Origin of the sequence: Janthinobacterium sp. 344, from assembly GCF_900112025.1 — a bacterium.
Taxonomy (GTDB): Bacteria; Pseudomonadota; Gammaproteobacteria; order Burkholderiales; family Burkholderiaceae_D; genus Janthinobacterium.
The window spans coordinates 103,232-125,790 of the sequence record NZ_FOKL01000004.1; the positions used below are offsets into that span (position 1 = coordinate 103,232).

Annotated in this window: 21 protein-coding genes; 14 read left to right on the top strand and 7 right to left on the bottom strand. The window is 65.0% G+C overall.

From position 1 onward, the window contains the following. Positions 1 to 12 precede the first annotated feature (12 nt). The 7 genes from BM193_RS12805 (at position 13) to BM193_RS12835 (ending at position 8,011) form a co-directional block, all read left to right on the top strand. Positions 13 to 891: an HlyC/CorC family transporter gene (locus BM193_RS12805; RefSeq protein ID WP_071075558.1), complete on the top strand. Its 879-nt coding sequence runs from the start codon at positions 13 to 15 to the stop codon at positions 889 to 891. Positions 892 to 970: 79 nt separating this feature from the next. Further along, positions 971 to 2,497 carry an apolipoprotein N-acyltransferase gene (gene lnt / locus BM193_RS12810; RefSeq protein WP_092797130.1) on the top strand — a complete coding sequence of 509 codons (1,527 nt, stop codon included), beginning with the start codon at positions 971 to 973 and terminating at the stop codon, positions 2,495 to 2,497. A gap of 148 nt (positions 2,498 to 2,645) precedes the next feature. Then, positions 2,646 to 3,560 carry a glycine--tRNA ligase subunit alpha gene (gene glyQ / locus BM193_RS12815; RefSeq protein ID WP_092796294.1) on the top strand — a complete coding sequence of 305 codons (915 nt, stop codon included), beginning with the start codon at positions 2,646 to 2,648 and terminating at the stop codon, positions 3,558 to 3,560. 39 nt (positions 3,561 to 3,599) lie between these two features. Then, complete coding sequence (gene glyS, locus BM193_RS12820) at positions 3,600 to 5,702, top strand: glycine--tRNA ligase subunit beta (RefSeq protein ID WP_092796296.1); 2,103 nt, start codon at positions 3,600 to 3,602, stop codon at positions 5,700 to 5,702. Then, positions 5,702 to 6,289, top strand: a complete 588-nt coding sequence (gene gmhB / locus BM193_RS12825; RefSeq protein ID WP_092796298.1) for a D-glycero-beta-D-manno-heptose 1,7-bisphosphate 7-phosphatase — start codon at positions 5,702 to 5,704, stop codon at positions 6,287 to 6,289. The genes glyS and gmhB overlap by 1 nt, the downstream gene beginning before the upstream one ends. Positions 6,290 to 6,305: 16 nt before the next feature. After that, the gene (locus tag BM193_RS12830) at positions 6,306 to 7,046 is read left to right on the top strand and encodes a lysophospholipid acyltransferase family protein (protein WP_092796300.1); all 741 of its coding nucleotides are present in this window, start codon (positions 6,306 to 6,308) and stop codon (positions 7,044 to 7,046) included. Positions 7,047 to 7,090: 44 nt separating this feature from the next. Further along, positions 7,091 to 8,011, top strand: coding sequence for a M48 family metallopeptidase (locus BM193_RS12835; protein WP_092796302.1), 921 nt, complete (start codon positions 7,091 to 7,093; stop codon positions 8,009 to 8,011). 58 nt (positions 8,012 to 8,069) lie between these two features. On the opposite strand, the gene waaA is transcribed toward BM193_RS12835, so the two are convergent. The 5 genes from waaA to BM193_RS12860 form a co-directional block, all read right to left on the bottom strand. Next, the gene (gene waaA / locus BM193_RS12840; RefSeq protein WP_092796304.1) at positions 8,070 to 9,371 is read right to left on the bottom strand and encodes a lipid IV(A) 3-deoxy-D-manno-octulosonic acid transferase; all 1,302 of its coding nucleotides are present in this window, start codon (positions 9,369 to 9,371) and stop codon (positions 8,070 to 8,072) included. Positions 9,372 to 9,389: 18 nt separating this feature from the next. Further along, positions 9,390 to 10,412 carry a lipopolysaccharide heptosyltransferase I gene (gene waaC, locus BM193_RS12845; protein ID WP_092796306.1) on the bottom strand — a complete coding sequence of 341 codons (1,023 nt, stop codon included), beginning with the start codon at positions 10,410 to 10,412 and terminating at the stop codon, positions 9,390 to 9,392. Between the two features lie 4 nt (positions 10,413 to 10,416). Beyond that, a complete protein-coding gene (locus tag BM193_RS12850) occupies positions 10,417 to 11,799 on the bottom strand; it encodes a phosphomannomutase/phosphoglucomutase (protein ID WP_092796308.1) in 1,383 nt (460 codons plus the stop codon). An 88-nt stretch (positions 11,800 to 11,887) separates the two neighbouring features. Then, positions 11,888 to 12,196: an H-NS histone family protein gene (locus BM193_RS12855; RefSeq protein WP_092796310.1), complete on the bottom strand. Its 309-nt coding sequence runs from the start codon at positions 12,194 to 12,196 to the stop codon at positions 11,888 to 11,890. A gap of 60 nt (positions 12,197 to 12,256) precedes the next feature. Then, complete coding sequence (locus tag BM193_RS12860) at positions 12,257 to 13,351, bottom strand: MraY family glycosyltransferase (protein ID WP_092796312.1); 1,095 nt, start codon at positions 13,349 to 13,351, stop codon at positions 12,257 to 12,259. 446 nt (positions 13,352 to 13,797) lie between these two features. Between BM193_RS12860 and BM193_RS12865 the strand changes: the two genes are divergently transcribed. The 7 genes from BM193_RS12865 to BM193_RS12895 all read left to right on the top strand — a co-directional run bounded on the left by BM193_RS12865 (position 13,798) and on the right by BM193_RS12895 (position 20,227). After that, entirely contained in the window at positions 13,798 to 14,637 is an 840-nt protein-coding gene (locus BM193_RS12865) for a symmetrical bis(5'-nucleosyl)-tetraphosphatase (protein WP_092797132.1), read from the top strand. 89 nt (positions 14,638 to 14,726) lie between these two features. Beyond that, positions 14,727 to 15,647: an AraC family transcriptional regulator gene (locus BM193_RS12870; RefSeq protein WP_092796314.1), complete on the top strand. Its 921-nt coding sequence runs from the start codon at positions 14,727 to 14,729 to the stop codon at positions 15,645 to 15,647. Positions 15,648 to 15,765: 118 nt separating this feature from the next. Further along, entirely contained in the window at positions 15,766 to 16,320 is a 555-nt protein-coding gene (locus BM193_RS12875) for a carboxymuconolactone decarboxylase family protein (protein WP_092796316.1), read from the top strand. Position 16,321: 1 nt separating this feature from the next. Beyond that, positions 16,322 to 17,407 carry an acyl-CoA dehydrogenase family protein gene (locus tag BM193_RS12880; protein ID WP_092796318.1) on the top strand — a complete coding sequence of 362 codons (1,086 nt, stop codon included), beginning with the start codon at positions 16,322 to 16,324 and terminating at the stop codon, positions 17,405 to 17,407. Beyond that, positions 17,404 to 18,198 carry an ABC transporter ATP-binding protein gene (locus BM193_RS12885; protein ID WP_092796320.1) on the top strand — a complete coding sequence of 265 codons (795 nt, stop codon included), beginning with the start codon at positions 17,404 to 17,406 and terminating at the stop codon, positions 18,196 to 18,198. The genes BM193_RS12880 and BM193_RS12885 overlap by 4 nt, the downstream gene beginning before the upstream one ends. Positions 18,199 to 18,215: 17 nt before the next feature. After that, positions 18,216 to 19,460, top strand: coding sequence for an ABC transporter substrate-binding protein (locus tag BM193_RS12890; protein WP_092796322.1), 1,245 nt, complete (start codon positions 18,216 to 18,218; stop codon positions 19,458 to 19,460). 2 nt (positions 19,461 to 19,462) lie between these two features. Further along, positions 19,463 to 20,227 carry an ABC transporter permease gene (locus BM193_RS12895; RefSeq protein WP_092796324.1) on the top strand — a complete coding sequence of 255 codons (765 nt, stop codon included), beginning with the start codon at positions 19,463 to 19,465 and terminating at the stop codon, positions 20,225 to 20,227. A 107-nt stretch (positions 20,228 to 20,334) separates the two neighbouring features. On the opposite strand, the gene BM193_RS12900 is transcribed toward BM193_RS12895, so the two are convergent. Together BM193_RS12900 and BM193_RS12905 are read right to left on the bottom strand one after the other, a co-directional pair. Next, positions 20,335 to 21,117 (bottom strand): lysophospholipid acyltransferase family protein, encoded by a 783-nt coding sequence (locus tag BM193_RS12900; protein WP_092796326.1) that lies wholly within the window; start codon positions 21,115 to 21,117, stop codon positions 20,335 to 20,337. Between the two features lie 140 nt (positions 21,118 to 21,257). Next, complete coding sequence (locus BM193_RS12905; protein WP_092796328.1) at positions 21,258 to 22,559, bottom strand: dihydroorotase; 1,302 nt, start codon at positions 22,557 to 22,559, stop codon at positions 21,258 to 21,260.

A 22,559-nucleotide genomic window follows, 5' to 3' on the forward strand; every position in this document is an offset into this window, starting at 1 on the left:
CTCACGCCTCCTATGCCCGAGCACCCTAGTGGCGTCAGAACTGACGTCAAGCCCCACCGGTCACTGTTTGAACGCCTGACCGCACTCATTTCCCCCGAGCCAGAGAACCGTGCAGAATTGCTCGATGTTCTACACGATGCGCATGAACGCAAGCTGATCGACGCCGACGCCCTGTCGATGATCGAAGGCGTGTTCCAGGTATCGGATCTCTGCGCGCGCGACATCATGATCCCCCGTTCGCAGATGGATGTCATCGACATCAGCAAGCCGATCGAGGAGTGGATGCCGGAAGTCCTGTCCACCGCCCACTCGCGTTTCCCCGCGATCGAAGGCGAGCGCGACAAGGTTATCGGCATCCTGCTGGCGAAAGACTTGCTGCGTTATTACGCTGAAGAAACTTTCGACGTGCGCGACATGCTGCGCCCCGCCATCTTCATCCCCGAATCGAAACGCCTGAATGTGCTGCTGCGCGATTTCCGCGCCAACCACAATCACATGGCCATCGTCGTCGATGAATACAGCGGCGTCGCCGGCCTGATCACCATCGAAGACGTGCTGGAACAGATCGTCGGCGATATCGAGGACGAATACGACTTCGATGAAGCCGAGGACAATATCCTCTCGCTCAAGGAAGGCCAGTTCGGCCCCCGCTGGCGCGTCAAGGCGCTGACCGAGATCGAACAGTTCAACGAGGAAGTGGGCAGCCACCTGGTGGACGACGACGTCGACACCATCGGCGGCCTGGTCTCGAAGTACCTGGGCCGCATGGCGCACAAGGGCGATATCTTCGACCTGGGCAATCTGCGCTTCGAGGTGCTGCGCGCCGATGCGCGCCAGGTGCACGTGCTGCTCGTCGAGCGCCTGCCCAACGTGCCGGAACTGGAACTCTGACATGCGCGTGCTGTAAATGCGTTTCAGACGCGCCGACCCCAACGCCCCCGCCAAACCGCCCCGCAGCACGTGGGCGCGCATGCTGACTGCCGCCATCGCCGGCGCCGTCGCGGTGCTGGCGTTCGCCCCTTTCGGCTACTGGCCCCTGCAAATCCTCAGCCTGGGCGTGCTGTTCTACCAGGTGCTGCGTTCCTCCAGCGTCAAGGGCGGCGCGCTGATCGGCTGGGCCTATGGCTTTGGCTGGTGCGCGGCCGGCACGCACTGGCTGTACATTTCCATGCACCGCTATGGCGACATGGCCGCGCCGATCGCCGCCATCGCCGTGGCCCTGCTGGCCCTGTTGATGGCCATTTACGTGGCCCTGGCCATGGGCCTGGCCGCCTGGCTGCGCCAGCGCTGGGTGCTGTCGCTGCCGGCCATGACGCTGCTGGTCCTGCCTTCCCTGTGGACCCTGTTCGAATGGACGCGCGGCTGGCTGTTTACGGGTTTCCCGTGGCTGGCCACGGGCTATGCCCACAATGCCAGCCCGCTGGCCGGCTTCGCGCCCATCGTCGGCGCGTATGGCCTGGGCTGGCTGGCGGCGCTGTCGGCCGGCGCCCTGCTGCTGCTAGTCCACCCCCTGCACCGCACGCGCTGGTTCGCGCTGGGCGGCGTGATCGCGCTGTACGCGGCCGGCATCGGCTTGCAGTACGTGGCCTGGACGCACCCGGTCGGGCGCCCCATCACCGTGCGCCTGTTGCAGGGGAACGTGCCGCAGCAGCAGAAATTCGACCCCGGCTTCGTGCTCGGCGCCCTGCAGATGTACCAGAACGCCATCACCAGCGCCCCGGCCGACCTGATCGCCACGCCGGAAACGGCCGTCACCGTGCTGCCGCACCAGCTGCCGCCCGGCTATCTGGATAGCCTGGCGGCGTATGCGCAGCAGACGGGCAGCACCATCCTCGTCGGCATGCCCGTGCTCGACGAACAGCAGCGCTTCTACAATGCGGCGCTGGGAATTGCGCCCAACGCCACGGCGGGCCCCTACTACCAGTACCGCAAGCAGCACCTGGTGCCGTTCGGCGAATTCGTGCCGCCCGGCCTGCACTGGTTTGTCGCCATGATGGCCATCCCGCTGGGCGACATGGGCCGTGGCGCCGCGGTGCAGGCGCCGCTGCAGGTGCGCGACCAGCTGGTGCTGCCGAATATCTGCTACGAAGACCTGTTTGGCGAGGAAATCGCCGGCCAGCTGGCCAGCGCCCACCGCCATGGCAAACAGTCGGCCTCGGTGCTGCTGAATATCTCGAACCTGGCCTGGTTTGGCGACTCGATCGCCATCCCCCAGCATCTGCAGATCTCGCAGATGCGCAGCCTGGAAACGGGCCGCCCCATGCTGCGTTCGACGAACACGGGCGCCACGGCCGTCATCGACGGCAAGGGCGTGGTGCAAAGCCTGCTGCCGCCGGAACAGCAAGCCACGCTGGCGGCCAAGGTGCAGGGCATGGGCGGCATGACGCCATACATTCTGTACGGCAACAAACTGGTCCTGGCCCTGGCCGCGCTGGCCCTGCTGACGGCCTTCCTGCTGTCGCGCGCCGCCCGCCGTGGCCGCGCCGCGCAGCAATAAGCGGCCGATATTGCCCGAAGAGTCACAGTGGGCCCGTAAAAACCGCTAAAATTAGCAAAACCCCGGTCCGGGCGCGCTCGACGAGCGGCGCCCGGGCTTCAAGCAAACCTTAACAAAGCGCAGCCTGTCCGCGCGGCGAACTCATACGATGCTCACATTTCAACAAATTATCCTGACCTTGCAAACCTATTGGGACAAGCAAGGTTGCGCCCTGCTCCAGCCTTACGACATGGAAGTCGGCGCCGGCACCTTCCACACCGGCACCTTCCTGCGCGCGATCGGCCCGGAGCCTTGGCGCGCCGCGTATGTGCAGCCGTCGCGCCGCCCGAAGGATGGCCGCTATGGCGAAAACCCGAACCGCATGCAGCACTACTACCAGTACCAGGTGGTGTTGAAGCCGGCGCCGGAAAACATCCTCGACCTGTATCTGGGTTCGCTGGCCGCGCTGGGACTGGACCTGAAGCAGAACGACGTGCGCTTCGTCGAGGACGACTGGGAAAGCCCGACCCTGGGCGCCTGGGGCCTGGGCTGGGAAGTCTGGCTGAACGGCATGGAAGTGACGCAATTTACCTACTTCCAGCAAGTGGGCGGCCTCGATTGCAAGCCCGTGCTGGGCGAGATCACCTACGGCATCGAACGCCTGGCCATGTATCTGCAAGGCGTGGAAAACGTGTATGACCTGGTGTGGACCGAGTGGGAAGAGAATGGCGTCACAAAAAAACTGACCTACGGCGACGTCTTCCACCAGAACGAGGTGGAGCAATCGACCTACAACTTCGAACACGCGAATACGGACCTGCTGTTCGAACAGTTCGGCAACTACGAGGCGGAAGCCAAGCGCCTGATCGAACTGCAGCTGACCCTGCCCGCCTACGAGAAAATCATGAAGGCCTCGCACAGCTTCAACATGCTCGATGCGCGCGGCGCCATCTCGGTGACGGAACGCGCCGCCTACATCGGCCGCGTGCGCACCCTGTCGCGCCTGGTGGCGCAAGCGTATTACGACTCGCGCGAGCGCCTCGGTTTCCCGATGCTGCCCGCCGCAGACCACACCGCCGCCTGATCGCCTAGCTCATACACCGCCGTACCAGACAAGAACACCATGAACCAAACACTGCTCATCGAACTGCTGACCGAAGAACTGCCGCCGAAAGCGCTGGCCAAACTGGGCGCCGCCTTCACGGCCGGCATCGTCAACGGCCTGAAAGCGCGCGACTTCCTGGAAGCCGACAGCGTCGCCACCAGCTACGCCTCGCCGCGCCGCCTGGCCGTCTCCATCACCAACGTGCGCGAAGTCTCGCCCGACAAATCGATCCGCGAAAAAGTCCTGCCCGTCTCCGTGGCGCTGGACGCGAACGGCAACGGCACGCCGCCGCTGGCCAAGAAACTGGCCGCGCTGGGCTTCCCCGAGCTGACGGTGGCGGACCTGGAACGCGCCGCCGACGGCAAGGCCGACAGCTTCTTCTACACGTATACGGCGCCGGGCAGCAAACTGGAAACGGGCGCGCAAGCGGCCTTGACCGAGTCGTGCGCCAAGCTGCCGATTCCAAAGCTGATGAGCTACCAGCGCCCGGACGGCACCACCGTGCAATTCGTGCGCCCGGCCCACAGCCTGATCGCCCTGCACGGCATCAATATCCTGCCCCTGACCCTGCTGGGCTTGAGCGCCGGCCGCACCACCCTGGGCCACCGCTTCCTCACCGACGGCGAACCGATCACCATCGCGCACGCGGAAAACTATGCGCCGTCGCTGATCCTCAACGCCAGCGTCATCGCCAGCAACGAGGAACGCAAGGAGCGCATCCGCGCCCAGCTGCTGGACAAGGCCGGGGCCGACCAGGTGCTGATGCCCGAAGCGCTGCTCGACGAAGTGACGGCCCTGGTCGAATGGCCGGTCGTGTATGAATGCCACTTCGAGGAGGAATTCCTGGCCGTGCCGCAGGAATGCCTGATCCTCACCATGCAGACGAACCAGAAATACTTCGCCCTGACCGACAGCGAAGGCAAGCTGCGCTCGCGCTTCCTGATCGTCTCGAACATCGAGACGGACACGCCCGAGCACATCATCGGCGGCAACGAGCGCGTCGTGCGCCCGCGCCTGTCCGACGCCAAGTTCTTCTTCGAGCAAGACAAGAAGAAGACGCTGGCATCGCGCCTGCCGCTGCTGGCCAACGTCGTCTATCACAACAAGCTGGGCACGCAAGCGGCGCGCACAGAGCGCGTCAAGTCGCTGGCCGGCGCCATCGCCGCCAAGCTGCAATATGACGTCGCCCTGGCCGAACGCGGCGCCCTGCTGGCCAAGGCCGATCTGCTGACCGACATGGTGGGTGAATTCCCTGAACTGCAAGGCATCATGGGCACGTATTACGCGCGCCATGACGGCGAAGCGGAAGAAGTGGCGCTGGCCGCCTCCGAACATTACCAGCCGCGCTTTGCCGGCGACGCCCTGCCGTCGACCGCCACCGGCACCGCCGTGGCCCTGGCCGACAAGCTCGAAACCCTGGTCGGCATCTGGGCCATCGGCCTGGCGCCAACGGGTGACAAGGATCCGTTCGCGCTGCGGCGCCACGCCCTGGGCGTGCTGCGCATGCTGCTGGAAAAGCGCCTGCCCCTGTCGATCCAGGGCTTGCTGGCGGACGCCGCCGCGCAGTTCGCGTCGGTGCCCGGCTTCAAGGACCCGGTCGCGGATGTGACCACCTTCATGCTCGACCGCCTGCGCGGCATCCTGCGCGAGCGCGGTTTCTCGCCGAATGAAATCGAAGCCGTCGTGGCGCAAAATCCCGACCGCCTGGACGACATCGTGCAGCGCCTGGAAGCCGTGCAGGCGTTTGCCGCCCTGCCGGAAAGCGCCTCGCTGGCAGCGGCCAACAAGCGCATCACGAACATCCTGAAAAAGAACGAGGAAGCCGTGAGCCAGGTCGCCGCCGGCGGCGTCAACGTGGCGCTGCTGCAGGACGAGGCGGAGAAAAAACTCGCCGCCGCCGTCTCGCGCGTGCAGCCGGAAGTCGACGCGGCCTTCGCCAAGGGCGACTTCACCGGCACCCTGCAAACCCTGGCGCAGCTGCGCGACGACGTCGATGGCTTCTTCAACGACGTGATGGTGATGGCCGAGGATGTCGCCCTGCGCAACAACCGCCTGGCCTTGCTGTCGTCCCTGCACGGCATGATGAACCGCGTGGCCGACATTTCCAAGCTGGCGGCATAATGGGGACTCCGGCGCTGAAACTGATTATTCTCGACCGCGACGGCGTCATTAATCATGACTCGCCGGACTTCATCAAGTCGCCGGCCGAATGGCTGCCGATCCCCGGTTCGCTCGAAGCGATCGCCCGCCTGAACCAGGCTGGCTATCGCGTCGTCATCGCCTCGAACCAGTCGGGCATCGCGCGCGAATACTTCGACATGACGGTGTTGAACGCGATCCACCAGAAGATGCACACGCTGGCGCAGCAAGTGGGCGCCGATATCGATGCCATCTTCTTTTGCCCGCACGCGGGCGCGGACAATTGCGACTGCCGCAAGCCGAAACCGGGCATGTTCCATGAAATCTCGCAGCGCTACAACATCAGCCTGAAAGGCGTGCCGACCGTCGGCGATTCGCTGCGCGACCTGCAGGCAGGCTTCATCAGCGGCTGCGTGCCCTACCTGGTCTTGACGGGCAAGGGCGAAAAAACCAACGAGACGGGTGGCCTGCCGCCCGGCACCCAGGTCTTCCCCGACCTGGCCGCCGTGGTCAGCCACCTGCTCAAGGCGCCCGCAGTACCGGCGCCCACAGTGGCATTGAGTATTTAATCTTCGGAGAACCGCATTGCGTAATATTTCCCTGTTCCTGCGATCCCTGCTGTTCATGGTCATCATGATCGTGGCCACCATCGTCTGGGCCTGCGTGTGCTTTTTTGCCGCGCCATTGAGCTACAACAAGCGCTATTGGGTCACCTCGCGCTGGAACGTGTTTATCCTGTGGTGTGCCAAGGTCATTTGCGGCATCCGCTATGAAGTCAAGGGCGCCGAGAACTTCCCGGATGCGCCGGCCATCGTGCTGTCGAAGCACCAGTCGGCATGGGAAACCATCTTCCTGCTGCCAAGCTTGCCCCGTCCGCTCGTGTATGTGTTCAAGAAGGAGATCCTGTATATCCCGTTCTTCGGCTGGGCCATGGCGCTGCTGCGCATGATCCCGATCGACCGCAAGCAGGGCAAGCACGCCTTCAAGAGCGTGGTGGCGCATGGCAAGCGCCGCCTGGCCGACGGCCAATGGATTATCATGTTCCCGGAAGGCACGCGCATTCCCGTGGGCCAGACGGGCAAGTACAAGAGCGGCGGCACGCGCCTGGCCATCGCCACGGGCGCCGTGGTGGTGCCGATTGCGCATAATTCAGGCGAGTGCTGGCCCAAGCAGTCATTCCTCAAACGCCCGGGACTGATCACCGTCTCGATCGGCAAACCGATTTCGCCGGAAGGGCACACCCCTGACAGCATGATGCAACAGGTGGAAAATTGGATAGAATCAGAAATGCGCGTCATTTCGCCTCACGCCTACAACGCTGGCTAGACGGCATCAGCGCGGTCATCCAGGAGCCGACCCTGCGCCAGCAGATGAAGACCATCAAGGTCGGCGACCAGCAACTGGATTTGTTCGCGCATGACGTCTCGACCAGCACGCCCCCGGCGGTGCGCCCCGCGGCACCGCCAGCGCCGCCCGTGGCGCCACCGGTAGTGGCGCCCGCGCCGCCCATCGTTCGTCCCGCCCCGCCTCCCCTGCCTTCCCCGCCACGCACCGCCGATGGCCCGCCGCTGCGCCAGCTGCAGCTGGGCGCCCACCTCGTCGAATTCGCCCTGCGCCGCTCCACGCGCCGCTCGATCGGCTTCATGATCGACGACAACGGCTTGCGCGTGACTGCGCCCAAGCGCGTCACCCTGGCCGAAATCGACAACGCCATCCGCGCCAAACAAGGCTGGATCCTCTCGAAGCTGCTGGAACGGGGCGAGCGCAAGGTACAGCGCCAGCAACGTCCCCCCGTGGCCTGGGTCGACGGCGCGACGCTGCCGTATCTGGGTGGCGAGATCACCTTGCGGCTGCACCAGGCGCCGCGCCACCGCGCCAGCTTCCAGCGCGAGACGAATGAACTGCACGTCTGGGTTACGCCGGCGGGCACGGAACAGCAGTTGAAGGAAAAAGTGAAAACCTGGTTCCAGCACGAGGCGCGCCAGCTGTTCGAGACGCGGCTGGACCTGTATGCGGACAAGCTGGGCGTGCGCTACGATTCGCTGTCGCTGTCGTCGGCCGGCACGCGTTGGGGCAGCTGCACCATCGAGCGCAAGATCCGTCTGAACTGGCGCCTGATCCACTTCGCCCTGCCGCTGGTCGACTACGTGGTGGCGCATGAATTGTCGCACCTGCTGGAAATGAACCACAGCCCCCGCTTCTGGGCCACCGTGGAATCGATCTATCCCGATTACGACGGCGCCAAGCAGGCGCTCAGAAAACGCTCGCAGGAGCTGCCGGTGTTATTTTAACGGTACGCCCGCCAAGCGGCGCACAGCCGGGGCCAGACCCGTGGGTCTGACTCCGGAATTAAACCAACAATAAAGGTTGAATCGCCGCGATGGTGCGCGGCGTGGCGCCCCGGTGCTGGTTGGCGAACGCCAGCGCCTTTTGTCCCATCGACGCCAGCTGCGCGGCATCCTGCAGCAGCGCCGACGCCTGCGCCATCAGCGCGTCGGCATCGGCCACCAGCGCGGCGCCGCCGGCGGCGATCGCCTGCTGCGTCACCAGCGCAAAATTGAAGGTGTGCGGGCCGATCAGCACGGGTTTGCCCAAGGCCGCCGGTTCGATCAGGTTTTGTCCGCCCAGCGGCAGCAGGCTGCCGCCGACAAAGGCGCAATCGCAGGCCGCGTAGTACGCAAACATCTCGCCCATCGAGTCTCCCAGCAGCACTTGCGTGCCCGGCGCCACGACGCCATCCTGGCCCAGGCCTGACCTGCGCTGCACGGCCAGGCCCTGCGCCACGATCAGTTTTTCCACCTCGTCGAAGCGCTGCGGATGGCGCGGCACGATCAGCAGCAGCGCATTCAGCGGCAAGCTCGCGGCCAGGCTGGCGCGCAGCCAGGCGTCCAGGATCAATGGTTCTTCGCCTTCGCGCGTGCTGGCGCACAGCAGCACGGGCCGCGCGTGGGTCGATGCATCGATCGCAGCGCGCAGCCAGGCGCCCGTCGCCAGCGCCGCCTCGGGCACGACGACGTCGAACTTGATGCTGCCCGTGACGACCACGTCCCGCACGCCCAGCTGGCGCACGCGCTCGGCGTCGTCCTGCGTCTGCGCCGCCACCAGGGTGATGCCGCGCGCCGCATCGGCGATCAGCTTGCCCAGGCGCTGCGCCTTGCCCAGCGAACGCTGCGACAGGCGCGCATTGGCCAGCACCACGGGCACTTTGTAGCGATTGCATTGATGGATCAGGTTCGGCCACACTTCGGTCTCCATCAGGATGCAGATGCGCGGCGCGAAATGGCGGATGAAACGCGCCGGCATGGCGCCCGTGTCGTAGGGCAGATAGCATTGCACCAGGCGCGCGCCGTGCTTGGCGAACAGCGCCTTGCCCGTGGCGCGTCCCGTCGGCGTCATGTGCGTGAGGACGATGCGGCAATCGGGCCATTGCGCCAGCAGCGCATCGATCAGCGGCTCGGCCGCGCGCGTCTCGCCGACGGAGACGGCGTGCAGCCACAGCGTCGGCATCAGGGACTTGGACTGGCGGCCGTAGCAGCCCAGGCGCTCGGCCCAATGCTGGCGGTAGCCAGGTTCCTGGCGGCCGCGCAGCCACAGCCGCGCCAGCACCAGGGGCAAGGCCAGCCACCAGGCGAGGGTATAAAGAAGTCGCATGATTATTGAATGTTGAGGTCAGGCGGGGGGATAGGCGGCCAGCAGGCGCTGCGCCGCGGCCAGCACTTCCGGCACGCCGGGCGGCGCACCCTTGTCGCCCAGGTTGATGATTTTCGGCGACCAGTTGCCCTCCGTTTTCCACAGCGGCGAATCGGCGTAGATCTCCACCGTCGGCCGCACGAAGGCGGCGGCGATATGCGTCAGCCCCGTATCGACGCCGACCACCAGCGCCGCGTGGCGCGCCAGCAGGGTGGCGTCGCTCATCGACAATTGTGGCAGCACGCGCGCATTCGGCAAGCCGGCCGCCAGCACTTCGGCTTCCGCCTTTTCCTTGGGCGAGCCCCAGGGCAGCAGAATCGGCATGGGCGCGAGCGCCTGGCCCAGGGCGATCCAGTTTTCCGGCGCCCACTTCTTGGCGTCGCGCGCGGTGCCGTGGAAATACACGCAATACGGCGCCTCGCCCATCCAGTCCGGGCGCGGCTCGCTGCCTGAGACCTCGGGCAAGCCGAAATCGGCCGGCGTATCGACCGTGTAGCCCAATGCAGCGGCGGCCACCAGTCGTCCACGCGCTACCGCATGCGTGCGCGGGTCGAGGGGAATGCTTTTCGTGTGAAACAGGCGCGAGATGCCTTCATAGCCCGAGCCTTCGCTGCCGTTTGCCAGGCCGACCTTCTGCCCGCCGGGCGCCAGGCGCGCGGCGCCCATGATGATGCCCGTCTTGAGCAAGCCCTGGGTATCGAAGACATAATCGTAGCGCGTCTGGCGCAGGCTGCGGAAGAAGGCGGCGATTTCAGCGCGCGTCTCCTTCCTGCCCAGGCTCTTGCGCCAGCGCCGCAGCGCGAAGGGGAAAATGGTATGCACGCGCGGGTTCAGGCGCACCAGGCTGGTGTAGCCTTCCTCGACCACCCAGTCGATGCTGGCGTTCGGATAATGGCGGGCGATGTCCGCCACCATCGGCAGGTTATGCAGCACGTCGCCCAGCGACGACACCCGCACCAGCAGGATTTTCAGAGACGCCTGCGCGCCCGCTTGACCGGCCATGCTGTCAGAACGGCAGGACGGCGTCTGGCTTGGCGGCCAGGATCACGCTCTTGAACTGGCCCTGGATACGCGCCAGGGCGGCCGGCGTTTCCGCTTCGAAGCGCATGACGATCACCGGCGTGGTGTTCGACGAGCGGGCCAGGCCGAAGCCGTCCGCATACTCCACGCGCAGGCCGTCGATGGTGATGATCTGCTCATTGCCAGGGAAGACGGCGTCACGGCGCAGTACCTCCATCAGCGCCACGTTCTCGCCTTCCTTCAGTTCCAGATGCAGTTCCGGCGTGCTGTCGGACTGCGGCAGGGAATTGAGCAAGGCCGATGGATCGGCTTCGCGCGTGAGGATTTCCAGCAGGCGCGCGGCCGAATACAGGCCGTCGTCGAAGCCGTACCAGCGGTCCTTGAAGAAGATATGGCCGCTCATTTCGCCACCCAGCGGCGCACCCGTCTCGCGCAGCTTGGCTTTCACCAGCGAGTGGCCCGTCTTGTACATCAGCGGCACGCCGCCATGCTTGCTGATCCACGGCGCCAGGTGGCGCGTGCATTTCACGTCGTACAGGATCTGCGCGCCCGGATGGCGGGTCAGCACGTCGGCGGCGAACAGCATCATCTGGCGGTCAGGGTAGATGATCTGGCCATCCTTGGTGACCACGCCCAGGCGGTCGCCGTCGCCATCGAAGGCGATGCCGATTTCGGCATCCGTCTCGGCCAGGCAGCGGATCAGGTCTTGCAGGTTTTCCGGATGCGCGGGATCGGGGTGGTGATTGGGGAAATTGCCATCGACTTCGCAGAACAGTTCAATCACTTCGCAGCCCATGCCGCGGAACAGGTCGCCCGCGAATGCGCCGGCCACGCCATTGCCGCAATCGACGGCGATCTTGATCGGGCGCGCCAGCTTGACGTCGCCCAGGATGCGCTCCAGGTAGGCGGCGCGGATGTCGTGCGTGGCGTAGCTGCCCGGCTTGTCGCTGTCGCTGCCGTCGTGGGCGACGATGCTGTGGTACAGCGCCTGGATCGCTTCGCCGTGAATCGCTTCACCGGCCAGCACCATCTTGAAACCGTTGTAGTCGGGCGGATTGTGGCTGCCCGTGACCATGATGCCGGAGCGCGTATCGAGCACGTTGGTGCCGAAGTACACCATCGGCGTGGCCACCACGCCCAGGTCGATCACGTCGACGCCAGCGGCCTGCAGGCCCTGCGCCAGCGCCGCCGTCAATTCAGGTCCCGACAGGCGGCCATCGCGGCCGATCACCACCCGCTGCTCGCCCTTGGCCAGGGCGGCCTGGCCAAATGCCTGTCCAATCTTGCGTGCCACGCCGGCATCGAGGGTTTTAGCGATGATGCCGCGGATATCGTAGGCTTTGAAGATCGTTTTGGACAGTGGGAGCATGGTTATCGACAATTATCTGCAAGTAAAAGGGTAGGATCCGGCGCGCGCAGCGTTGGAAAACTTGCCACAGCGCCAAAAGTATACCGAATTATACGCGCAGCAGATCGATGGACTTGCCCGATTCCACCCAGTTCTTTACCCACAGCGGTTGGCGGCCACGGCCGGTCCATTGTTCGGCCGCGTTCTCCGGATTGCGGAAACGCACGGCGACCTTGCCGGTGCGCGGGTGCAAGCCATCGAGAATCAGCTGTTTCAGGGGGATACCGGCTTGCTGCGCGATGGCCATGATCTGTTCGCGCGCCTTGCTCAAATCCTGGCGCTCGCGCTGGCTGATTTCTTGCTGAACCTTTTCCTGCAAATTGCGCAGTTCAACCATTGTCATTGTCGATACATTCATGCTTCGCCTTCCAGGTAGTAAATGCGGGTTGCTAAAGCCCGTGAATATACACTATTTAATTCATTTCTTCTTTTTCATAATCATCCAGCGTGGAGACTTGAATCGGATAATGCGGAAATATAACCAGACATAGGTCGTCATGAATAACAGCGAACATAAAATCAATAACCAGCTATGACGCCAGAACAAGGTCGCGGGAATCACCGCCGTCAGCGAAAACAGCCATAAATAGGGCGACGTCATGGAATTACGGCGCATCAATGCCTTCGCTTCCTTGCGGCCCACCGTCCATTGCACGATGCGGCGGAAAATCAGGCTATGCAAGTGGATGCCATCGGGCATAACCGGCGATTTTCCTTGAATGAAGGCACGCCGGTAGGCGGAAAAAATCGTTTCGAACGCAGGATAAATGAGCAACAAAATCGCATACCAGGTCGATATCTGCGGATTGCGCATCACCAGCAGCAGCGTCAATTCACCCAGCATGAAACCGATAAAATAGGCTCCGCCATCGCCAAGAAAAATCAGGCCGACGGGATAATTCCAGATCAGGAAGCCGGTAATCGCCCCCGCCACCAGCAGGGCGGCGACAAGAATGAAGGAATCGTTGACTTGCAGGGCCACATACGCGAGCGACAACAACATGCAAATCGATACCACGCTGGCCAGGCCATTGAAGCCATCGATAATATTGATGGCATTGGCAATGCCGGCCACGGCCAGTACCGTGATAGGCAGGCTCAGCCAAATAAAGGGGATGGCCCAGCTGGAAAACACCCAGTCAACGCGGTCGATGCGCGCATCGATCAAAAAATAAGCGAGCAACGCCCCTGCCATGGTCAGCAGCAAGCGGCCCATGGGACTGACCTTGCCGGTGAAATCCTCCGCGATGCCGCCAATAAAGGCTATGCCCGAACACAACAGCAGCGACAGCATCCAATAGGTCATGGGCGGCAAGCGCCAGATCGAGACAAAGGCGCCCAGCACCACCGCCAGGAAAATAGACAGGCCGCCAATACGCGCCACCGAATGCGAATGAACTTTTTGCACGCCATGAAAATCCGAATCCAGCGCGGAGCTATGCAATCTGACCTGTTTTATAATCAACAGCGTCAATAGCGCGGAGGCGACAAAGCTCACGATAAAAGAAAACATTTTTTTATTATCAATAATAAAATCGGGCTTGCCACAAAAAAGCCATCGACAAGGTAAAAATACGGGAAAACTGCAAACCACGGCGGTGAATTGACATTGTACCAAAATGCCAATAAATGCCAATTTCTGGCGCCCTCTGGTGCGCAGCGCAACGATGCCGGCAAGGGCATGGATTTGGCAGATGCCACCCGGGCCAATTCTGCCGCTTGAAAAAATAACTGCGAAACAACATTTATTTCGGAAAGTGTTCACTTCCTTCATGACGGCGTGCCGATGGTAGCAAGCCTGGCCACGATTGCTAACGGCTTTTACCATTTGATACATCGTCAATAGCCGGCGGAATAAGGTGGCCGGTGTCCCGCATGGGGAGGCGGCTGGCGCTGCGTGCCCCCTCCGTGGTATACATGGCGACACGCCATGTCTTTACGCAACAACAAGATCCGTCCATGAAAACCTACTTTATCGGTGACCTGCAAGGCTGCCATGCACAAACCGTCGACTTGATCGACCGCATCCAGGCCACGGCCGAGGGCCCATACCGGCTGCTGTTCGCGGGCGACCTGATCAATCGTGGCCCCGCCTCGCTGGCCACCCTGCGCCATGTTTACGCGCTGGCGCGGCAAGGCCTGGCTGACAGCGTGCTGGGCAATCATGACCTGCACTTGCTGGCCGTGGCCAATGGCATCCGTCCGCAGCACGCCTCCGATACCCTCGCTGACATCCTCGATGCACCCGACCGCGAAGAATTGATCGCCTGGCTGCGCTGCCGCCCCCTGATCCTGCGGCACGAGGGCCATGTGCTCGTGCATGCGGGCTTGCTGCCGCAATGGAGCGCGCAGCAGGCGCTGGACCTGGGCGCCGAAGTGGCGGCCATGCTGCGCAGCGACGGCTGGGTGGATTTCCTGCGCACCATGTACGGCAACGAGCCGGCCGCCTGGCGCGATGACTTGCAGGGCGCCGACCGGCTGCGCTGCATCATCAACGCCATGACGCGGCTGCGCTTTTGCACGCCCGACGGCGTGATGGACTTCAAAATGAAGGAAAGCGGCAGCGCGCCGCCCGGTTCCGGCCTGCTGCCCTGGTTCGACGTGCCGGGCCGGCAAAGCGCCGGCGATACCGTTGTCTTCGGCCACTGGTCGGCACTGGGGCTGCAATTGCGGCCCGACCTGATCGGCCTCGATAGCGGCTGCGTCTGGGGCGGCCAGCTGTCCGCCGTGTGCCTGGAAGACCGCTCGCTGCTGCAGGTAAGCTGCCCCGCGTTCCAGCAGCACAGCGGCAAGAAGTAAACTGCCTCGCACGCATATGCTTAGTCGAAATCCGTCGTTGGGCCTGGCGCGTGCGGCCCGTATGATGCAGCTTTTGCCTCTTCGATTCCATGCATCCTGATACCGACCGGCTGGCGCGCTGGCTGCTGGGCAGCTTGCAGCTCGACACGGCCGTCCTGCACGTGGGCCAGTACTGCGGCCGCTGGCGCGCCTCCACGGCGGGCCGGGAACTGGGCAGCTTCCACCTGGTGCTCGACGGCCATTGCTACCTGCATCTCGATGGCGCGGCGCCCATCGCCCTCGGTCCGCGCGATGGCGTTTTCCTGCTGCGCGACCTGCCGCACTTCCTCAGCCCCCACAGCGATCCGCTGCAAGCGGTGAGCGCACAAGCGATGCTGCCACTGCAGGCTGCCGCGGACAGCCCGGCGACGGCGCTGGCGTGCGGCTTTTTTCAGTTTCGCGGCGCCCTTTCCGCGCTGATCGTCGACTCCTTCCCCCCTTATCTGCTGATACGCGGCGACGCGCCCGCCTTCAGCGCCGCCACGGCGCTGTTCGACCTGATCTTGCTTGAGGCCGGCGGCGACCCGGAACAGCCCTCGCCCTTGATCGCGCGCCTGGTCGAACTGCTGTTCTTTTATCTGATCCGCCACGTGGCGCAAGGCGAGCAGGTGGCGGCCGGTCTGCTGTCGCTGCTGCACCAGCCCGCGTTTTCGCCGCTGCTCGAACGCATGCTCGACGCCCCCGCCGAAGACTGGTCGATCGAGAACATGGCCAAGGCGGCCTGCATGTCGCGCGCCAGCTTCTGCAAGCATTTCGCCAGCGCCAGCGGCCACTCGCCGGCGCAGTTCCTGCTCCTGCTGCGCATGAAGATCGCCGCGCGGCGCCTGCACGACGGCACCTCCGTCGAGCGCGTCGCCGAACTGGTGGGCTACCGCTCGCACGCCGCCTTCACGCGCGCCTTCAAGCGCGTCACGGGGGAGCAGCCGGGCGCGTATCGCCGCGACCAGCGATTGCGCCAGCTGGCCAGCTGACGTCAAGGATCACACAATCGCAGACGAACGAGCACAAAAGGGCGACGCTCACGTCTGTTGCCCGCACGATATGGCCGATATAATGCATGAGTGACTTACTAACTTAGCAAGGTACCCCATGTCCCGTCTGACTCTGCATACTCTCGATACCGCGCCGGCCGACAGCCGCCCCTTCGTGGAAAAGGCCATCGCCAACAATGGCTACCTGCCCAACCTGATCGGCGTGCTGGCCAACGCGCCGCTGGCCCTGGAAACCTACCTGACTGTCTCGGGCATCAACGCGCGCGCCAGCCTGACCTTAATGGAACGCGAAGTGGTGCAGATCACGGCCGCGCGCATCCACGGCTGCGATTTCTGCATCGCCGGCCATAGCGCCATCTCGCTGAAAAAGGCCGGCCAGACGCCGGACACGGTGCGCGCCCTGCAGCATGGCCAGCCCACAGGCGATGCCAGGCTGGACGCCGTCGCCGCCTTCGCCACGGCCGTCATCGCCACGCGTGGCGCCGTCGCCGACACCGACTATCAGGCATTTCTGGCCGCCGGCTACAACCAACAGCAGGCGCTGGAAGTGGTGCTGGGCATCAGCCTGGCCACCCTGTGCAATTTTTCCAACAGCCTGGCCGGCACCCCCGTCAATGCGCAACTGACGCCCTACCTGCCCGGCGCCGTCTGACATGGGCCACCTCAATCACTGGCTGCACATGCATGCCGACCAGCTCGACCAGTCGTCGCAGCTGGCTGAAACCGTCCTGCCCGCGCTGGCGGGCGACCAGCTGCTGCGCATCGGCGTACCGCAGGAACACGGCGGCGCGGGCGGCGACGTGCGCGACGCCATCCACGCCATCGCCAGGGTGGCCGAAGAATCCGTGACGGCGGCCTTTGTCTTCTGGGGCCAGCGCTGCTTCATCGAATTCCTGCTGCAAAGCGAAAACCGCGCCCTGGCCGAGCGCCGCCTGCCAGGCCTGCTGGCAGGCACGCAGGCAGGCGCCAGCGGCCTGTCGAACGCCATGAAATTCTTGTCCGGCATCGAGCAGCTGCAAATCACGGGCGCGCGCCACGCCGATGGCCTGCTGGTCGACGGCGGCCTGGCGTGGGTGACGAACTTGCGCAAGGCGGGCTTTGTCGCGGCCGCCGCCGTGGCGCCGAACGACGGCGCAGCGCCCGTCATCGTGGCCTTCGACAGCGGCGCGCCAGGCGTCCAGCGCAGCGAGGACCTGGACCTGGTCGCCCTGCGCGGCAGCAATACGGCCTCCGTCAAGCTGGCACAGGTGCACATTGCCGCCGCGGACATCATCAGCGACAACGCGCCGGCCTGGCTGCCGCAGGTGCGACCGTCGTTCCTCGGCATGCAGTGCGGCCTGTCGATCGGCCTGGCGCGCGCCAGCCTGGCGCAGGCGGCGCAGATTTCCGCCGGCTCGCGCAACCAGCTGTCGCCACGCATCGAAGCGCTGCAATCGACCCTGGAGGCGGCCGTGGCGACCCTGCTGGACGGCGTGCACGATGGCCGCTTCAAGACGCAGGCGCCGGCCATGTTCCGCCTGCGCATACAGCTGGCCGACATTCTGCAGCAGGCGCTGATGCTGGAACTGCAGGCGATGGGCGGGCGCGCCTACCTGAACGCGGAGCAGCAGGGCTTTGCCCGCCGCTGGCGCGAATCGTCGTTCATCCCCATCGTCACCCCCAGCCTGACCCAGTTGCAGGCAGCCTTGCAGCTGTTCGACAGCCAGCAGGCGGCCAAGGCGGCGGGAGCGCAGGCATGAGCGTTGCTGACTGGGCCTTGCAGGCGCAAGACCTGAGCTTTTCCTATGCGGGCAGCGCGCCCGTGTTCCAGCACGTCTCGCTGGGCGTGCGCAAGCGCGAAATCGTCTGCCTGCTGGGCGGCAGCGGCTGCGGCAAATCGAGCCTGCTGCGCGTGCTGGCCGGCTTGCAGCCGCCATCCACGGGCGCCATTCAATTTCTCGACGCGCCAATGCGCGAGCCGGACCCGCGCAGCGCCCTCGTCTTCCAGCAGGCCAGCCTTTTGCCCTGGCTGAACGTCACGGGCAATGCCGGCTTCGGCCTGGACTTCAAGCACCAGCCCAAGCTGACGCGCGCGGCGCACCAGGCGCGCGTGGCGCAAGCCATCGAGGCGGTGGGCCTGAAGGGCCGCGAAAAGCTGTATCCGTCCGCGCTGTCGGGCGGCATGGCGCAGCGCGTGGCGCTGGCCCGCGCGCTGGCGCGCGAACCGGAACTGCTGTTCGCCGACGAACCGTTTTCCGCGCTCGACGCCATCACCCGCGCCGAGATGCAGTCGCTGCTGGTCGACGTGGTGCACCGCTGGCACACGGCCGTGCTGCTCGTCACGCACGATATCGACGAAGCGATCCTGGTGGCCGACCGCATCCTGCTGATGGGCGGCAAGCCGGGCAACATCGTGCGCGAATGGCCCGTCGCCATCGACCAGCCGCGCATCGGCCACAGCGCCGACGTCATCGCCCTGAAAATGGACATTCTCGACGCCCTGCAGGCGCTGCAAAAGCAGGATCAAGCGCCCGCCGTCGCCACCCTATAACCCATCGGAACACTTCCATGTCCTTCCCAGAAAATAAGCAACCCCTGCACATCTGCGCCTCGTCCGACTGCGACTGCGGCCTGACGCGGCGCGACTTCCTGCGCATGTCGGCCCTGGCCACGGCCAGCGTCGCCTCGCCGCTGCTGTTCGCCGGCGACGCCATGGCCCAGCAAGGCCCGAAAGGCGACGACCAGCCCGTGAAAATCGGCTACCTGCCCATCACCGACGCCACGCCGCTGCTGGTCGCCCACGCGCGCAAGCTGTTCGAGGCGGAAGGCTTGCAGGCCGAGACGCCGCGCCTGTTCCGCAGCTGGGCGCAGATCATCGAAGCGTTCGTCGCCGGCCAGGTCAACGTCATCCACCTGCTGTCGCCGGCCACCCTGTGGGTGCGCTATGGCGCCAAGTTCCCCGCGAAAGTCGTCGCCTGGAACCACGTCAACGGTTCCGCGCTGACGGTGGCCAACGAGATCAACAAGGTCTCCGACCTGGGCGGGCGCACGGTCGCCATCCCGTTCTGGTACTCGATCCACAACATCCTGCTGCAGCAGATCCTGTCCGCCAATGGCTTGAGCCCGGTCACGCGCGCGCGCAACGCGGCCATCAAGCCGAATGAGGTGAACCTGATCGTGCTGGCGCCGGCCGAAATGGTCTCCGCCCTGGCCAGCAAGTCGATCGCCGGCTACATCGTGGCCGAGCCGTTCAATGCGGCGGCGGAAAACGCCGGCATCGGCAAGATCCTGCGCTTCTCGGGCGACGTGTGGAAAAACCATGCGTGCTGCGTCACCTTCCTGTCCGAGCGCGACATCAACACGCGTCCCGAATGGGCGCAAAAGGTCACCAACGCCATCGTCAAGGCGCAGCTGTGGACGCGCTCGAACCAGGTCGACACGGCCAAGCTGCTGTCGAACGTGGGCGAGCACCGCTACACGCCGCATCCGCTGCAGGTGCTGACCAAGGTGCTGGCCACCACCGATTACGCCGGCTACGAAAAGCAGGGCCTCATCGTGCACAAGAACTGGCAGCAGCGCCGCATCGACTTCCAGCCGTATCCGTTTGCCTCGTACACGGAAGAACTGGTGCGCGCCATCGGCCGCACCAAGGTCGAAGGCGATACGCGCTTCCTGGCGAACCTCGATCCGAAGTTCGCCGCGCGCGACCTGGTCGATGACCGCTTCGTGCGCAAGGCCATCACGGCCGTGGGTGGCCCGGCCGCCTTCGGCTTGCCGGCCAACCTGCTGCGCAGCGAAACCGTGGCGGTCTGACGATGACGAGCAAGTTGTTCACGAAGTTCGGCCTGCCCCTGGTGGGGCTGGCCTGTGCCTTGCTGTTGTGGTCCGTGGGCGTGACGGCGCTGGAGGCATCGACGCCGATCGCCAGCGCCTTTGCGCCCTTGCCCACGGCGCTGGCGTTCAGGGAGATGCTGGGAGGTTCCGATATCTGGCTGCACGTGGTCTTGAGCCTGCAGCGGGTGGCCGTGGGCCTGGGACTGGCCATCGTCATCGGCGTGCCGCTGGGCGTGCTGGTGGCCATGTCGAAAAGCTTTTCCGGCGCGGCCATGCCGCTGTTCCAGCTGCTGCGCATGATTTCGCCGCTGTCGTGGATGCCGATCGCCGTGATGGTGCTGGGCGTCGGCGACGCGCCCGTATACTTCCTGCTGGCGTTTGCGGCCGTCTGGCCGATCCTGCTCAATACGGCGGCCGGCGTGGCGCGGCTCGATCCGAACTGGCTGCTGCTGGCGCGCAGCCTGTCGGCCACGCGCAGCGAGATCGTCTTCAAGGTGATTTTGCCGGGCATCACGGCCGACATTTTGACGGGCGTGCGCCTGGCCATCGGCATCATCTGGATCGTGCTGGTGCCGGCGGAAATGCTGGGCGTCTCGGCGGGCCTCGGCTACTTCATCCTCGACACGCGCGACCGCCTGGCGTATTCGGAACTGATGGCCGCCATCGTGCTGATCGGGATGTTAGGCTTCATCCTCGACTACCTGGCCCGCGCCGCGCATGCGCGCTGGCTGCATATGAAGAATTAAGAGCGCCTAACAGAACCGTAGCGAGCGGCGGTGAGTTGCGGCTGAGAGGCGGAACTGTGCACATGCACAGTGAGCATCGGAGGCCGCAAATCGCGACGCGCAGTAGGTTATGTCAGGTGTTCAGCGGCCTTTTCCAGCGGCAGCGCAGCGGCCTTTTCCAGCGGCAGCGCAGCGGCCACGGCCGCCTGCGTTGCCGCCGCCAGGTCGCGCCGGTGCGCCCCCGGCGTCGCCACCGGCGCCAGACAGGTCAGGCGCGCCGTGATGGGCGGGCCGCTCAAGATCGCCACCATGCTTTGCGCAAAGCTCATCTCGCCGATGAAGTCGACGGCGTGATGCAGCGCTCCCTTGTCGTCCACGTAGACGAGCGCGAACGGCTGCACCGGCACTTGCGCATCGATGGCCGCCTCGAACAGGTTGGCGTGGAACGGCAGGATCTGTCCTTGCGCGGCGGTGGTGCCTTCGGGGAAGAACGCGATGCGTTCGCCCGCCGTCAACTTGTCCACCAGGCCCTGGAAGATCAGGCGCAGATCGCGCTTGCTGCCGCGCGAAATGAAGATGGTGCCGGCGCGTCCCGCCAGCCAGCCCAGGATCGGCCAGGCGCGGATTTCCGCCTTGGCGACGAAGCGGCAAGGGTGGACGGCGTTGATGACGAAGATATCGAGCCACGACACGTGGTTCGCCACCACCATCGCATGCGCGAGCGCCGGCACGCTATCGGCCGGCTGCTGCACCCGCACGCCGCAGATATCGAGCAGCTGCGTCGACCAGCGGCGGATGCGCCGGTTGCGCCCCTCCAGGTCCAGCCAGGGAAACAGCACGGCGCTCTTGGCCATGCCGCAGCTCAGGTGAATGGCGATGCGCGCGAGGCGGTAGGTAAGCAGAAGTTTCAAATGACACCAGATAAAGAAGCAAACCCACAGCAAATTCTGGGGTCAGGCCCGGCGGGGGAATCCGCCCCAATGGGGCGCATTCCGCTCCTGAAAGGACTGACCCCGGCAGTATGCTGGAGTTTCACTCCAGTACAAAAAATTTAGCGCTGAAACGCCACCCGTCCAGCCACGATGGTCGCCTTGACGATGCCGCTCAACTCATAGCCGAGGAAAGGCGTGTGCTTGCCCTGGCTGGCCAGCGAGGCCGACGACACGGTCCAGCGCGCGGCCGGATCGAAGACGCAGATATCGGCCGCTTCGCCCACGCCCAGGCTGCCGGCCGGAATACCGGCCACCCGCGCCGCATCGGCGGTGATCTTCGCCACGGCGCGCGCCAGCGGACGCGCGCCGGTCTGCGGCTGGTGCAAGGCATAGTCGTCGGCCCATTTCAGGGCCAGCGACAGCAGCAGTTCCAGGCCCGTGGCGCCGGGCGAAGCTTCGCCGAACGGCAGCAGTTTTTCATCGTCGTCGACGGGCGTGTGGTCCGAGCACATGGCGTCCACGGTGCCGTCGAGCAGGCCGGCGCGGATCGCATCGCGGTCGCGCTGGCTGCGGAACGGCGGCGTGACGCGCGCGTTGGGGTCGAAGAAGCCGATGTCGGCGTCCGTCAGGTGGGCATGGTGCGCGCCCACGTCGCAGGTGACGGGCAAGCCTTCGGCCTTGGCGGCGCGGATCAGTTCCAGGCCGGCGGCCGACGAAATGCGACACAGGTGCACGCGCGCGCGGCTGGCGCGCATGAGTTCAAAAATCGTGTGCAGCGCGATGGTTTCGGACATCACGGGCACGCCGGACAGGCCCAGGCGCGAGGCCAGCGGGCCGCTGTGGGCGATGCCGCCACGGCCGATGTGCGGGTCTTGCGGGCGCAGCCAGACGGTGTAGCCGAAGGTGTTCGCGTACTGCATGGCGCGCAGCAGCACGGTGGTGTCCTCGATCGGCTCTTCGGCCTGCGCGAAACCGATGCAGCCCGCTTCCGTCAATTCCGCCATCTCCGTCAGCGACTGGCCCTTCAAGCCCATGGTCAGCGCGCCCAGCGGGTGCACGTGGGCCTTGTTCTGCGTCTTGGCGCGGTACTTCAGCATCTCCACCAGGCCTGGCTCATCGAGCACGGGATCGGTGTCGGGCGGGCACACCAGGCTCGTGACACCGCCCTGCAGGGCCGCCTGCAATTCCGATTCCAGGGTCGCCTTGTATTCGTAGCCTGGCTCGCGCAGGCGCGCGGACAGGTCGACCAGGCCGGGAGAAACCACCAGGCCGGCCGCGTCAAACGTGGTGTCGGCGGTGAAGCCGGCCGGGGCGCTGCCCACGGCGATCACCTTGCCATCGGCGATGAACAGGTCTTGCAAGCCATCGATGCCGTTGGCAGGGTCGATCAGGTGGCCGTTCTTGATATGTAGTGTCGTCAT